At 42.3% G+C, this 14,139-nt stretch carries 12 protein-coding genes and 1 pseudogene; 6 read left to right on the top strand and 7 right to left on the bottom strand.

Annotated features, from left to right (window positions below):
- Positions 1–97: 97 nt before the first annotated feature.
- From JMW64_RS11475 to JMW64_RS11445, 7 genes are all read right to left on the bottom strand, one after another.
- The gene (locus JMW64_RS11475) at positions 98–946 is read right to left on the bottom strand and encodes an aldo/keto reductase (protein WP_055124778.1); all 849 of its coding nucleotides are present in this window, start codon (positions 944–946) and stop codon (positions 98–100) included.
- A 316-nt stretch (positions 947–1,262) separates the two neighbouring features.
- Entirely contained in the window at positions 1,263–2,222 is a 960-nt protein-coding gene (locus tag JMW64_RS11470) for a MetQ/NlpA family ABC transporter substrate-binding protein (RefSeq protein WP_193009030.1), read from the bottom strand.
- Positions 2,223–2,440: 218 nt separating this feature from the next.
- Positions 2,441–3,127: a methionine ABC transporter permease gene (locus JMW64_RS11465; protein ID WP_060491817.1), complete on the bottom strand. Its 687-nt coding sequence runs from the start codon at positions 3,125–3,127 to the stop codon at positions 2,441–2,443.
- Positions 3,128–3,146: 19 nt separating this feature from the next.
- The gene (locus tag JMW64_RS11460; RefSeq protein ID WP_055124775.1) at positions 3,147–3,917 is read right to left on the bottom strand and encodes a methionine ABC transporter ATP-binding protein; all 771 of its coding nucleotides are present in this window, start codon (positions 3,915–3,917) and stop codon (positions 3,147–3,149) included.
- Positions 3,918–4,450: 533 nt separating this feature from the next.
- Entirely contained in the window at positions 4,451–6,628 is a 2,178-nt protein-coding gene (locus JMW64_RS11455) for a sensor histidine kinase (RefSeq protein ID WP_201554773.1), read from the bottom strand.
- 102 nt (positions 6,629–6,730) lie between these two features.
- On the bottom strand, positions 6,731–7,453 hold the full coding sequence (locus JMW64_RS11450) for a response regulator transcription factor (RefSeq protein ID WP_045444030.1): 723 nt from the start codon (positions 7,451–7,453) through the stop codon (positions 6,731–6,733).
- Positions 7,454–7,750: 297 nt separating this feature from the next.
- A complete protein-coding gene (locus tag JMW64_RS11445) occupies positions 7,751–9,043 on the bottom strand; it encodes an efflux RND transporter periplasmic adaptor subunit (protein WP_201554772.1) in 1,293 nt (430 codons plus the stop codon).
- 689 nt (positions 9,044–9,732) lie between these two features.
- Here JMW64_RS11445 and pilG point away from each other — a divergent pair.
- From pilG to JMW64_RS11415, 6 genes and pseudogenes are all read left to right on the top strand, one after another.
- Positions 9,733–10,110 carry a twitching motility response regulator PilG gene (gene pilG / locus JMW64_RS11440; protein WP_045453505.1) on the top strand — a complete coding sequence of 126 codons (378 nt, stop codon included), beginning with the start codon at positions 9,733–9,735 and terminating at the stop codon, positions 10,108–10,110.
- Between the two features lie 282 nt (positions 10,111–10,392).
- Positions 10,393–10,617, top strand: coding sequence for a response regulator (locus tag JMW64_RS11435; protein WP_201554771.1), 225 nt, complete (start codon positions 10,393–10,395; stop codon positions 10,615–10,617).
- Positions 10,601–10,906 (top strand): response regulator, encoded by a 306-nt coding sequence (locus JMW64_RS11430; RefSeq protein ID WP_201554770.1) that lies wholly within the window; start codon positions 10,601–10,603, stop codon positions 10,904–10,906. The genes JMW64_RS11435 and JMW64_RS11430 overlap by 17 nt, the downstream gene beginning before the upstream one ends.
- A 3-nt stretch (positions 10,907–10,909) precedes the next feature.
- The gene (locus JMW64_RS11425) at positions 10,910–11,440 is read left to right on the top strand and encodes a chemotaxis protein CheW (RefSeq protein WP_055124771.1); all 531 of its coding nucleotides are present in this window, start codon (positions 10,910–10,912) and stop codon (positions 11,438–11,440) included.
- A gap of 516 nt (positions 11,441–11,956) precedes the next feature.
- Positions 11,957–13,030 (top strand): annotated as a pseudogene (locus tag JMW64_RS11420) (methyl-accepting chemotaxis protein); the annotation flags it as partial.
- A 145-nt stretch (positions 13,031–13,175) separates the two neighbouring features.
- The gene (locus JMW64_RS11415; protein ID WP_406947505.1) at positions 13,176–14,117 is read left to right on the top strand and encodes a CheR family methyltransferase; all 942 of its coding nucleotides are present in this window, start codon (positions 13,176–13,178) and stop codon (positions 14,115–14,117) included.
- Positions 14,118–14,139 lie beyond the last annotated feature (22 nt).

The raw sequence follows: 14,139 nt of genomic DNA, 5'->3' as shown, positions 1-14,139 counted from the left end.
TCCATACCATAGTAAAAGAGCCGCTAATATATTATTAGCGGCTCTTTTTTTACATGAATTTTGGTATTAATAAGTTTTGGTGGTTTTTTACGAGAACTTAGTCGTCCCATTCAGGCGAGTAATCTGGATGCTTAATTTTGCGCCCATCAGCACGCGCTAAGCTGCTGATTTTCTCAATATCATCCGCACTTAATTGTACTTTTATAGCGTCTAAGTTGCCTTGTAAATGATCAGGGTTAGCAGTCTTTGGGATAGCAATACGATGCTTGTCTGCCAGAATCCAAGCCAATGATATCTGTGCTGGCGTGACATTATGTTTGTCAGCGATTTCTTTAATAATCTCATTATCGAATACATCCCCGCGTGCAAGTGGTGAATAAGCTTCGAGTAGAATGTGGTGATTGTTCAAAAAAGTCTGCAAGGTTTTTTGCTTGATGAACGGATGAAACTCAACCTGATTGACCACAATCGGCACATCAGCATATTTCTCAGCTTCAATGATATTGGCAATATTAAAGTTAGAGACGCCGATATGGCGCGTCAAACCTTGTTTTTGTAGTTCGCACAAGGCAGGAATGGTTTCAGATAAAGGAACACGGTCATCTGGCCAGTGCAATAGTAGCAAATCAACATAATCAGTATCTAAATCTGCTAAAGAGCGTTTGGCGGCTGCAATCAATTTCTCAGGCTCAAACTTCATATCATCAGGAAAAATCTTTGTGGTCAAAAAGAACTTATCCCGAGATACCCCTGATTGTTTGATACCTTGACCCACTTCTTTTTCATTACCATAAGCTTGAGCGGTATCGATGTGCTCGTAACCCATTTTCAACGCTTGACTGACGACATCAACACAATCTTGACCGGTCGATTGCCATGTACCAAGCCCTAGTACAGGAATATTTGCTTGTCCAGCGGTACGAATATTATAAGTTTTAGCACGCATCTTATTATCCTTGTTATTTATGTATTTATTGATAGAGCATCGAATCATCAATATTCTGATCACCCTCTCTATTTGACCTACCCACTATAGAAAAAATTGGCAGCAAGTAAAAGGGCACGTGACGCTTTCCTACAAAGGACAAACAGGCTGTAACGTCATTTTTAGTAACTGATAGACAGCAGCGCGCGGTTAAAAAATAAAAATCGTAAAATCGAGTCCATAAAAAACGCCCATCACTATCTAGCAATGGGCGTTTACAATCGGGACGAAGACGATATTTAAGTGTTTTGGATTTAAGTGTTTTTGGCTTATGAGCTTATTGAGCAGCAGCTTCTACAGGTGCAGGTTTTGTTGCGGTATCCGTGTGCGCACTGTGATCAGAGCCCCAGATTTTTGGGTACTTATAACCAGGGAAAGTTTCATGAGCATACTTTTTAAAGGCTTCTGAGTTATATGCATTGGTCACATCTTCGACCCATTTTTTGCCAGCATCTGCTGATTTGATGGCTGACCAGTTGACATAAGCAAAGCTAGGCTCTTGAAATAGCGCTTCAGTCAGCTTGATACCAGCATCCGTGGCATAGTTGCCATTAATGACGGCAAAGTCGACTTCATCACGAGCACGTGGCAATTGAGCGGCTTCTAGCTCAATGATTTCAATGTCGTATTTGCTGTTATCAGCGATGTCAGTTTTTGATGCCGTTAGTGGGTCAATATTGTCTTTTAGCGTGATCCAGCCAAGATCATCCATCATTACCAGCGCACGAGCAAAGTTACTTGGATCATTTGGTGCAGAGACTCTCATGCCTTTATAAACATCATCAAGCGTGGTCTTTTTACCTGAGTAAATGCCAAGTGGGGCAGTAGGTACTTGGAAAACTTCTACCAGATCAAGATTGTTTTCTTTTTTGAAGGTATCAAGATAAGGCTTATGCTGGAAGATGTTGATGTCCAAATCACCTTCAGCCAAGGCAAGGTTTGGGCGTACATAGTCAGTAAAAGCAATCAGCTCAACTTCGTAACCTTGCGCTTCCAGTGAGCTTTTCACTTGGTTACGCACCATATCAGCGAAGTCACCTTCGGTGGTACCGATGACGATTTTGGTATGCTCAGGATCGATATCGCTAGCGGCAGTCTCTGCTGTTGAGCCTTCAGTAACAGGCTCTTTAGTTGCTTCTGGTGCTGATGAGTTGTTGCAACCAACCAAGACTAGGCTTGATACGCCAACGGCAGCAAATGCAGTCGCTAACTGACGGCTGATATCTGTTAATTTCATGGAGCTTCCTTAATAAGAGGGATGGGATGGAGGGCAAACGCTGGCCATTAAAAAAGCAACATTAGGGATAGTAATGCTGCTAAGTTAACGACTGTTAAGTTAGTATCAAAATTAAAGGGTCTCAGTAACAAAGTCAAGCATTTTGCTTAGGATGAATCGGCATTAAACCCTGAGTATTATTCATATTAGCGTTAACTGGCTTTGTCTAAGTCTTTTTTCTATCGTTTATCCAAACGGTTAGCCAACCAATTACCTGATGCTTGAATGGATACAACCATTATTGATAGGACAATAACGATAAAAATCATTACCTCCGTTTGATAACGATAGTAGCCATAACGAATGGCTAAATCCCCCAGACCACCGCCGCCAATCATACCCGCCGCTGCTGAATAAGAGAGCAGGCTGATACAGAGAATCGTCACGGACAATACCAGTCCTGAGCGTGCTTCATTGAGTAAAACTTTAATAATGGTCAGTGGACGTGCGCCCATAGATTCGGTCGCCTCAATGATGCCGCGTGGCACTTCGCGTAAGTTTTGCTCGACCAAACGGGCAAAATAAAACGAACCTGCAATGGCGAGTACCAATGAGGCCGCAATCGGTCCAATACCTGTGCCAACGATAGCTTTCGTAAATGGGCTCATGGCAATCATCAAAATGACAAATGGAAAGGCGCGCATAAAGTTGGTGATGCCACCAAGCAGACCATACAATGTTTTGTTTTGCAAAAACTGTCGATCACTGGATAAAAACAAAAATACGCCAAACAACCCACCGATGACAATGGCCACCGTCGTTGAGATGCCAAGCATAATAAATGTATCAATAAACGCGTTCACAATCTCTTTGCGCAGGGCAAACAGCTTGTCTATCGAGGCGGATAATTCACTACCAGTTAACATATTTATTTCTCCTGCCTCATTAGTCTTCGTGCACTAAGCCTTTGCCAATCGGGGTGGTCGCTTGAATCAGACCGTCTCTCACATCCGCAACTTCCAAGAGTTGACCTTGGTGCAGTAATGCGGCGCGATCACACAGCCTACGGATGACACTCATCTCATGAGTCACAATCACAATGGTGACGCCAAGTTGTTCGTTGATATCGCGTAGACAAGTCAACAAGCTGCGGGTCGTCGCAGGATCAAGCGCACTGGTTGGCTCATCAGCCAATAATACTTTAGGACTGGGGGCAATCGCTCGGGCAATACCGACACGCTGTTTTTGTCCGCCTGACAGCTGCGCAGGGTAGTGACCAGCGCGGTCTGTTAGATCAACAATCTCTAGGCAATCCATGACTCTTTTATGAATGTCGCGGCTCGGATATCCTGAAACGGTTAAATTAAAGGCCACGTTGTCAAAAACAGTACGATTGGACATCAGATTAAATTGCTGAAAAATCATACCAATATTATGCCGAGCGATACGCAATTCACTGGCAGACAAAGTGGTCAAGTCAGTGCCATCGACGATGACTTGACCAGCATCTGGACGCTCAAGCATATTGATTAGGCGTAGCAAAGTAGACTTACCGGCACCCGAGTATCCCATTAGGCCGAAGATTTCGCCTTGCTGGACAGATAACGAGGTCGGTTCAACGGCAGTAAACCAATGTGGTTTGCCATCTTTGTCTTTGATTGATCGGTCGCTTAAAAAACTCTTGGTCACATTGTTTAAGACAATCATGTCATTCATGGAGGGCTCAAAATTCAATAATTTTTTTAATAGTCACAAACGCGCTGTCGGGCCTCTTTAACAATGTAAGAAGCCAATTAAGAAACAACCGTTAATAACCCTATAATAAGGGGCGCTAATATAGCATATTATCGAGCACTTTGGATATGAACATCCGTGATAGGCTTATGATTAATAGCTATTATTAAGAGGGGTTTTGTAGAATATGAGTCACGATGATCGAGTAGAATGAAGTGTCTGTTCATAGCACCTTATATAGTCGTTCCACTATAAAAGTATTACTGCGTTAACCTCGCTTGAAGTATTAAATATACATCTACACTCAGTTGCCCTGTACTACTTTTAAATTGAATCTACTATAGCATCGCTGACTAGGTTGTGTCCTTATTTTAAAAATGGTGATAAAAATGAGATAAATCGCCGTTAAACAAGGAAAGTAGCACAAATAATATCTAGATATTGATAAGCTATTTGACGATGTTTGGCAAAATTTAGCCCATTTAAAGGTTACTAGATTGAATTGAAGAAACGCCCTAGTCATGTTGGTGATAATGTGGGTCGTGCTTGACTGGTATGACAACTAAAAACCTGGTATGTCCATTCAACGTATCAGTAATGATGCGCCCTTGATGGGCGGTAACGATTTGTGATACTAGCGATAAGCCTAGTCCAGAACCTTTATTTTTTTGTTGCAACCGCACAAATGGACTAAATACTTCTTCACGTTTGTCTTCTGGAATACCCGTGCCTTCATCAATCACTGCTAATACTGCATATTTCGGTAATGGACGTACAGGATCGGTCTTGGCTTTTTTTAGATGCTTGGCAAACAAGCCTTCTTTGCGCGGTGTACTGAGTACTTCTGTAGGATTTTGAGTGTTATTTTGAGCATCACCCTTGTCGCGTGTATTGCCCCCTTTATTTGTTATGGCGCCTTTGGATTTGGCAGCTGTATCATTCAAGGCAGTACTCTTAGCGTCATTGATAACTGCAGACGGCTCTTCAGTGTCAGGAACTGCTTTCCAAACCACCTTTTTAATTTTGTCAGTCAAATCATTGGTAAAGTTATGATAATTAGCAATCAATGAGGATGCGCTGGTGCTTCCAACGGTATCGTTACTGTTGACTGAGTTTGCCGAAGTACTTGCGTCAGTTTGAACACTATTCGCATCAGTAGATTCTGTTGTCGCACAGGTCTCAATAGAGTCAATGTCTCCGTTGATATTATTAATATCAGCCTTATCGATTTTAGTCTCTATATTCACATCGGCATCGGTATCAGAATTGAGATCATGCTCAACCGCAATATTTTCTCCGTTTCTATATATCGGTGGTGCTGGCAACACGATAATAGCATCCGTTGCTTCAGATTTAACTTTACCAGTACTATGAGAAGAATCGTTTGAGTGTGTATGACTATGCGCAATATGATTACGCGTATTGTCTTCATTAACCTCGATTGGTTCGTGATAGGAGTCAAAATCAGAGCTATTATAATCGGCAAAGCTACTGCAGAGTATCGTTTGTAGCAGGTAATCAGGTATGGTATCTGCTTCATCAATAGTTTGCACACCATACAATAGTACCGTCACGGGCGGCTTGCCGTGTAGCATGGCATTGGTTAACAAGTTGCGAATCAAATGGGTCAACATCGATGATTGACCATCGATCACAATATGTTCACCAATGAGCGTCGCTTCAGGATAATGTTGACGTTCTTGATTCACTAAATCATATAAATCTAAACTTTCAACTTGCTGCAAGGCATGACCGGCGTCTAAACGACTCACCAATAAGATACTCTCTACCAAATCATTAAGCCCTGACAAATCGCGGTTAATCGCTTGCGCACGTTTATCAAACTTTGCTTTGGTATCAGATGGTAGCGCCCCTGCGAGCATATCCATCATCTCAATCTGTAAGCGAATACGAGTAATGGGGGTACGTAGCTCATGAGAAGCATGTGCTAAGAGCAGGTTATTGGCATCGATAAGGTGTTCGATTTTTTGTGCTGCTTGATTAAATCCACGCGCTAGTGAGGCGATCTCATCGTTACCACGAGCATTCACCCGTACGGTAAAATCACCATCACCCAGTTGCGCCATCTGCTGGCTCATCTGATTGATGCGCCAAGTGATGGTACGAGCAATCCACCATAGGACACCTGCCATAATAAGTAACAGTAGTAGTGTGCCAGTAAATAAATTCAGCGCAGAAGAGAGTACTGGTTTTTTAGGCGGTAAGCGTGATTCATACAAAAGCGTATAGCCGGTGCTGCTATAAACCTGAGCTTGCTTGGTAGGGGAGGTATCTGCGAGAGAGGGAAAAACGCGTGAAAATAAAGAGGGCGGTGCGGGCAACTCCAACGGCAAATCGCTGTTATCCGTTTGCATTAGCAATCGACCTTCGCTGTCATACAAGCCCATCTTTGCCTGTAATGACTCATCAAAGATATCAAAGCTCTTTTTGACCACTGCTAGCATAAAGCGCGCTTGCAAGCGATTGTCCTCGCTAACAGAGATATTCAGCTCATGCAAGAAAGGGTCTATTTGTCCTAAAATCTGAGTGGCCAATACTTCTGATCGAATACTTGCATCTTTATCGTGCACAAGTTGCGTCAACAGCACCATCGCCACTGCAAATAAAATAAGTGCCAGCATGACACTGGCAAATAACTTGGCAAATACCGAACGAAATCCCAACTGCTGCATTAAACTATCTCTACTATCAGCCGTTTATATCGACTCATACTTCTAATTTGCATAAACAAATCAAAAGTATGGTTTGTATCGATTAATTTGCCGCTTTTGTGATCAAACCTGATCAGTGGCAAATTGATAACCAACACCGCGTACCGTAATAATACGTTTTGGCTGGCGTGGGTTATCTTCAATTAAAGCACGCAAGCGCGAGATATGCACATCAATGGCGCGATCAATATTATCTGAGCTGTCATCGTTGGGCATGGCTTGCCACAGTTGCTCGCGATTCAATACTTTACCAGAATGGGTGGCAAAGTAATGCAATAATTGAAACTGATGCGTCGTTAAACGAACAGGCTCATCATCGATGGTCACTTCATGGCTATCAGGAAAGACGCTCAAACGACCAAAGGTCAAGCTATCAGACTGGCTATCTGCTTGATTGGGCTGCTCATGACGGCGAATAACAGCACGGATTCGAGCGAGAAGCTCGCGTGGCTCAAAAGGCTTAGATATATAATCGTCAGCACCCATCTCAAGACCTAGCACGCGATCGGTGGTATCGCCTTTCGCTGTCAACATGATAATTGGCACTTTATTGGTCATGTTGTTTTTATTGCCGCGAATTTTTTGACAAACTTGCATACCATCCATATCAGGCAGCATTAAATCAAGCACGACCAAATCAATGTCACGCTCTTTAGCATCCAATAAATCAAGCCCTTCTTGACCAAGCCCTGCATGATGGACGTCATAATAATTCATGGTCAGGTAATCGCTGATTAACTCAGCTAGATCAGGATCATCTTCGATTAATAAAATCTGCTTGCTCATGGGTTATCCTCTAGTTGTTGTTATGGTTGGCCAAACGTCTCATCTGTTTTGATATTTTGTATCACGATAAATACATCGCTGATTTTAGGATCTTAAACAGTTAAACGATTAAGCCTCTAGGTTCTCAAACTTTCTAAGATTTCTCAAACTCTCAAGATATCGAGTCATTTAATACCAATGATTCAGAATACTCGGTTAATGCTATATATCATACGGCCATATTGCCTAATTACGCAGTTACAAAACAAGAGAGGCTTTGTTAATGTTTCTACACAATGTAACTGTCGGCATGCATAGCTATGAGACATTGACTTTTTTACCTTTAGCATCAGCCGGTAAATCAGCCAAACAAATCAAACTGTCGTTGCTAATACCTGCAATTAAATACTGCTTTGTGATAGGGTCATATTCGACTACTTCAATAGGCTGGCGTGTCAGGCGCTGATCCTGTCCAATAATCCACACGTTAGCAGTTAACGGTGACAGAGGCTTATATGGTGACGTTTGTAATTCTGTCAAGTCAACATCGTGCAACGCCCGCTTAGGTACGATAGTGCCCACATCTATTTGACCATAATTAACCCGCCCCGTGACTTTCATATCTGGCAATAACTTGTCTCGACTTGCTTCATTGTCAATGACGTTAACATAGACCAACAGCTTTTTCGGCTGGCTGGTCGCGGTCAGTTTACTGACTTGTCCTGTGAACTGTTCCGACATACCTTCAGCTGTAAAATTGACAGTCTGACCAACCGAAAGTTGTGGTTCTGCTTGAATAGGTAGGGTCGCGATAAAGTGTAATTTAGTTTCATCGCTAAGCTGTAATAAAGGCGTGCGCGCCTCTAGTCTTTGACCTGCTTTGGCATATAAGTTTTTTACACGGCCAGAAAAACTGGCACGCACAGTGACCAAATTATACTGACTCTGCTGCGGTTTTGAGCTTGCCGTGCTATTAGCGCTGGTTTGGTCATTGTTTTTAGGATTGCCGACTGCGTTTTTAGGAGCGCCCACTGTGGCGTTTGCTGTTGCCTCTTCTTTGTGAGCAATTGGGTCGTTTTTAGTGGTTGTTGCACCATTTTCTGCTGTAGGCTGATTGGGTTTTGAGCTAGCGTCCGTTTTTTGTGAGTGTGTTTGCTTTACATCAACCGCATCGTTCGTCATCTCAGAATCTGGGACAATGCTGTTCGATGCCGAAGATTGTTCCTTGACCGGGTTAGATGCATCTGCTGTTTTGCTTTCTGATTGCACGCGTCGAACGATAAGCAGCGGCATATCTTTTTCTACCCATTGACCCTCAGTAACCAGTATTTCTTCGACGTTAATGGGGTATGCAGCGATAAGCTTAGTCTGTTTGATAGGTTCGATCTTACCTTGTAAACCAAGGCTAGGCTGATAACGTGAAGGTTTTATGCTCAATATATGATCTGGCGTCATGGTCACACTATCGTCGGTAATGACAATAGGGGTATCTACAGTCTCACTGTTTTCTGCAGTCACAGGCTCATTGGTAGGCGGTGATGGCTGACAGGCAGCAAGAAGAAAAGCACTCAGTAGATAGGTGCTATTTTTAAAAAATTTAGAAGCCGTCATAGCAGTCACCATAGTAGTCATCGTTTTATTATATAGTGAATTGCCACTGGGTGAAATAAGCGCAAAAGACTTAATAAACCGCTGACATTAAGGCTACTAAATCCAGTCATTAGCTAAGGTAGGAGTGACAGCTAGTCTGAACATATTTTTATATTACTGACCAGTTCGAATATTGGCTCACTCATAACTGGAAATTAGTTGATAACTGTGCTAAAACAAACATAACAAAATACAATGATACATTTTTATCACAAAATAAAATTATTCAGCAATGTGCCCATCGTTTCTATATAATGCAGAAATATCATAAGGTTGATGGTTATTCTACTTCGGGCTTACCTCTTTTATCGTCAAGGTCATCAGTAATAAAAGGTACTTTACCTTGTTTTAGACCAAATACGGTTGCAGTGGACGATAATAAAAGCAAAATAAGTCGTCTAGAAAGCCATAGATTTGGCGCAATTTAGTAAGCTTATTAATTAGAAAGTGCGTATAGTAGCCCATGTTGATGCTCTGTTTGACAGGCAGATACTGGCAGATGATATGTCGACTGTCATAACATATGGTAATGCAAATTTAGCGTCTCATATCAGTCCAATAATGAATGATATGACAAGTTGAAATAACCGTTAAATTTTTGCATTGATGGATGGTATTAAGAATAAATAGTCGTTTATAGGACACTGATAATGGAAAATAATTTTGATGGTTTAAAAGTAATGGTGATTGATGATTCAAAGACCATTCGCCGTACCGCAGAGACTTTATTACAAAAAGCGGGTTGCGAAGTTGTGACCGCCATTGATGGTTTTGATGCTTTAGCAAAAATTGTCGATAACAATCCAGATATTATTTTTGTCGACATCATGATGCCGCGTTTGGATGGCTATCAGACTTGTGCACTAATAAAAAACAACCCTGATTATGCCAGCAAACCTGTGATTATGTTGTCGTCTAAAGATGGCTTATTTGACAAAGCGCGTGGTCGTATCGTGGGTTCAGATGAGTATCTGACCAAGCCATTTAGTAAAGATGAGCTGTTCGAGGCAATTAATCAGTACCGCTAATATAAATAAGTCCACTTGTAGACATATCATTAAATATTGTCTTACAAGTTGGTATGATTTATGCATAGCTATGCTTTATATAGAGTCAGATAAATTAGGCTGGGCATTACGGTTAAGAGGTTTAGTATTGATAAAATATTACTAATAACGGCTCAATATTTAATCGAAACTGTTAAGAGAGTTGCCCTGCCATTCATGGTTGGCGTGCTACTTTCAGTCGGATTGTCTCAATAATATAACAACATATCCTTATGGATACTTTCGAAAATAAAGGAAATTCCTATGACTACAGTTTTAGTCATTGACGACTCACCATCTGAGATGGCGAAATTTCGCGACATGCTTGCCAGACATAATTTTAAAGTATTAGAGGCCATAAATGGTGAGCAAGGTTGCCAGATGGCCATTGATCACTTACCAGATGTCATTTTAATGGACGTGGTTATGCCTGAGATGAACGGTTTTCAGGCCACTCGCAAAATTTCGCGACATGCTTGCCAGACATAATTTTAAAGTATTAGAGGCCATAAATGGTGAGCAAGGTTGCCAGATGGCCATTGATCACTTACCAGATGTCATTTTAATGGACGTGGTTATGCCTGAGATGAACGGTTTTCAGGCCACTCGCAAAATTACTCGAGGCAAAACCACCGCGCATATTCCAGTAATTATGATCAGTACCAAAAATCAGGAAACCGATCGAGTTTGGGGAAAACGCCAAGGCGCTAAAGAGTACATGGCAAAGCCCGTTGACGAAAATGGATTGGTTAATATCATTCGTAAAGTAATGGAGTAGATTGTGGCTTCCAGAGGGTTTATTGAGCTTCTGCGTTTAGCAGACTTGGCACGCGCGCGCAAAAGTGGTCGCCGCGGTGGACAAGAGTATGACTGGCAAGGTGTGGTATTCGAGATCGGCGGACAGCGGTTAGTTGCACCGATGGGTCAAGTATCAGAAGTATTGGCCATGCCAGAGTATACCAGCTTGCCTCTAGTGAAGCCTTGGATGCTAGGCATCGCCAATATTCGCGGACGCCTATTGCCAATCACCGATTTGTCTCAGTTTCTACAGGTTCCTAGTCGTTTAACGCAAATGAGCCAACGCAAAGTCATTGTCATTGAACATGACAATCTCTTTTCAGGACTGTTAGTAGATCAAGTTATTGGGATTGAACAATTTACGCATGATCAATACCGTGCCGAAGCTATAGAGCCTAATTCGCCCTTTGCTCCTTATAATCACGGTAAGTTCTTTAAAAATGAGCAAGATTGGTATGTTTTTATGCCAAGCCTGCTCGCACAAGACCTGCAGTATACCGATGCTGCAATATAGCAGTCGATAACAGCTATCTGGCTGCTATAACGATGACGAAATAATAGCGAATGACATGATACGGTTGGGTGTCAGTATTCATACAGGCTTTGCTAATCACTGTTGTTTTTATAACAATAAGATTGTCAAAGTCAGTCACGATGAGACTTTGATGATTGTTTGAAAGGAATACGTACGATGAGTGATGTTATAAAGAAACCTGTAGCTGGTACGACCAATACAACAGATGGCAAGGACGCTAATAGCAAGTGGAAGTTATTGTTAGGGTTTTTTGTGCTAATAAGTGTGGCCTGCCTGATTTGGCTGGTCAATTCGTTATCGTCAGTAAGTCAGTACTTGGCTGATTTTAATCAATCCGTTACTTTACCAGCGATTATATTTGTCGTAGGGGTATTAGGCATCCTCTTTGCTCTGTATCAGTTACTGAAGCAGCGTGGGGGATCAGAGCGTCTACTCATTGAAAAAGAAACCTTGCGTCGTCGTCAGGAAGCAGAAGCGGAATCTGAGCGAGCGCGTCAAATTCAAGAAGAAAACGAACGTAACCAGATTGCTATTCTACGTTTACTTGATGAATTGGGTGATTTAGCAGAAGGTGATTTGACGGTTAATGCCACCGTATCAGAAGATTTTACTGGGGCAATTGCTGACTCAGTGAACTTTGCGATTGACCAATTACGTCAATTGGTTTTGGTTATTAACAACACGGCTGACCGCGTTTCGCAGTCTTCAGACCAAACACAGATGAATGCAGTCGAACTTGCTGAAGCATCTGAGCACCAAGCACAAGAAATTGCTGGTGTATCAGCAGCTATTAATGAGATGACAGTATCGATTGACCAAGTTTCGAACAACGCTTCAGAATCAGCGACCGTTGCTCAGCGCTCAGTAGCCATCTCTCATAATGGAGCGGAAGTTGTACAGCGCTCTATTGAAGGTATGAACGTGATTCGTGATCAGATTCAAGAGACCTCAAAACGTATTAAGCGTCTTGGTGAGTCTTCGCAAGAAATTGGTGATATCGTTGGTTTGATTAATGATATTGCTGATCAGACCAACGTTTTGGCATTGAATGCTGCTATTCAGGCATCGATGGCAGGTGAGGCTGGTCGAGGCTTTGCGGTCGTTGCTGATGAAGTCCAACGTCTTGCTGAGCGTTCAGCTAACGCTACCAAGCAGATTGAAACCTTGGTGAAAACCATTCAGGCAGATACCAACGAAGCAGTTATGTCAATGGAATCGACGACCTCTGAAGTTGTGCGCGGTGCACGTTTGGCAAAAGATGCTGGTGAAGCCCTAGAAGAAGTGCAGAGCGTTTCTAATACCTTGGCTGACTTGATTCAAAACATCTCAAACGCCGCTTTGCAGCAGGCAGAATCTGCTGGTCACATCTCCCATACGATGAATATTATTCAAGATATTACCTCACAGACCTCTTCTGGCACAATGGCAACCGCGCGCTCTATTGGTGAGCTGAGCGAAATGGCTGCAGCATTGCAAGAGTCAGTCACTGGTTTTAAAGTGTCGAACGATGATGAGCTACTAGAAAACGAGATGTTGGACACCGAAGAAGCGTTATCAGCAAGTGTGTAATGACAAGTGTTAACGTCAAGTAGGTGTTAGACCACTGACCGTCTTTAAATTAATGTGTTAATAATATGCTGTGCAGATACGATGATTTGCAGCAGTGACTATAGCAGGTGACGTGAATAATTTTACTCAACCAGACAGCAATTCTATCAAAGCAATCAAGCCCTCGTTGATTAAGGGTTTGCTGCAGGCAGACAGTTTTGATGTGCAGCAGTGGCAGAGATATATAGAACAAGAGATTGGTTTCGTTCTACCCAATGTCCAGCTGCAATGGTTGATAAATGCGATTGAACACACGGCATTATCACATGGATTGACAGTTGAAAAGCTGTGGTGTCAACTACCAAAAAACGATGAAATACGCCAGCAGTTATTGGATAAAGTACTGATTCACGAAAGTCGTTTTTTTCGCCATATGCCTTCTATCGATTTTGTCACAAAGTGTGCATTACAGCATCAGCGCCAGCAGCTTACTGCTACTAGTACTGATCGTGGTCACAACAATGATGCTAATGATTTATTTCGCATTTGGAGTGTTGGTTGTGCCAGTGGACAAGAAACATGGTCATTGGCGATGAGCTTGGCTTCTGAACAATTGATTAATTATACGATATTGGGTACGGATGTTAGCCAACAAGCCATTACGAAAGCACGATTAGGGCAGTATGATAAGCGGCAGCAGTCGTTAATTCCAGACCTGTGCCAGCAGTTCGTTCAGCCATTGCGAGCTAAGTGTGATATCAGTCAATCGCATTTTTATAAGGTGTCTACCGCAAAAAAGGCGATGACTGGCACTCAGACCGACTGGCAGATTGCGCCAACATTACGACGCTATGTTAGCTTCGCTTTACACAATATTATTGAGCAAAAACCATGCACTTCGCACCTTCAGCATGTCATTATCTGTCAAAATATGCTGCTATATTTTCGCAAGTTTGATCAGCGTGATATTTTGGCAAGGCTATCAGAGCAGTGTGTGTTAGGTGGATATATTATATTGGCTCCAGGTGAGGCGTTGTTTTGGCGTCCTTCAAATATGCGCCGTATTGCGCACCCACAGGTTAATGTGTGGCAAAAAATTAATGTCTAGATTAGTGCCTAGACAAGTTAGG

Origin of the sequence: Psychrobacter immobilis, from assembly GCF_904846065.1 — a bacterium.
Classification (GTDB): domain Bacteria; phylum Pseudomonadota; class Gammaproteobacteria; order Pseudomonadales; family Moraxellaceae; genus Psychrobacter; species Psychrobacter immobilis_H.
This window is presented reverse-complemented; position numbering and strand designations above follow the sequence as displayed.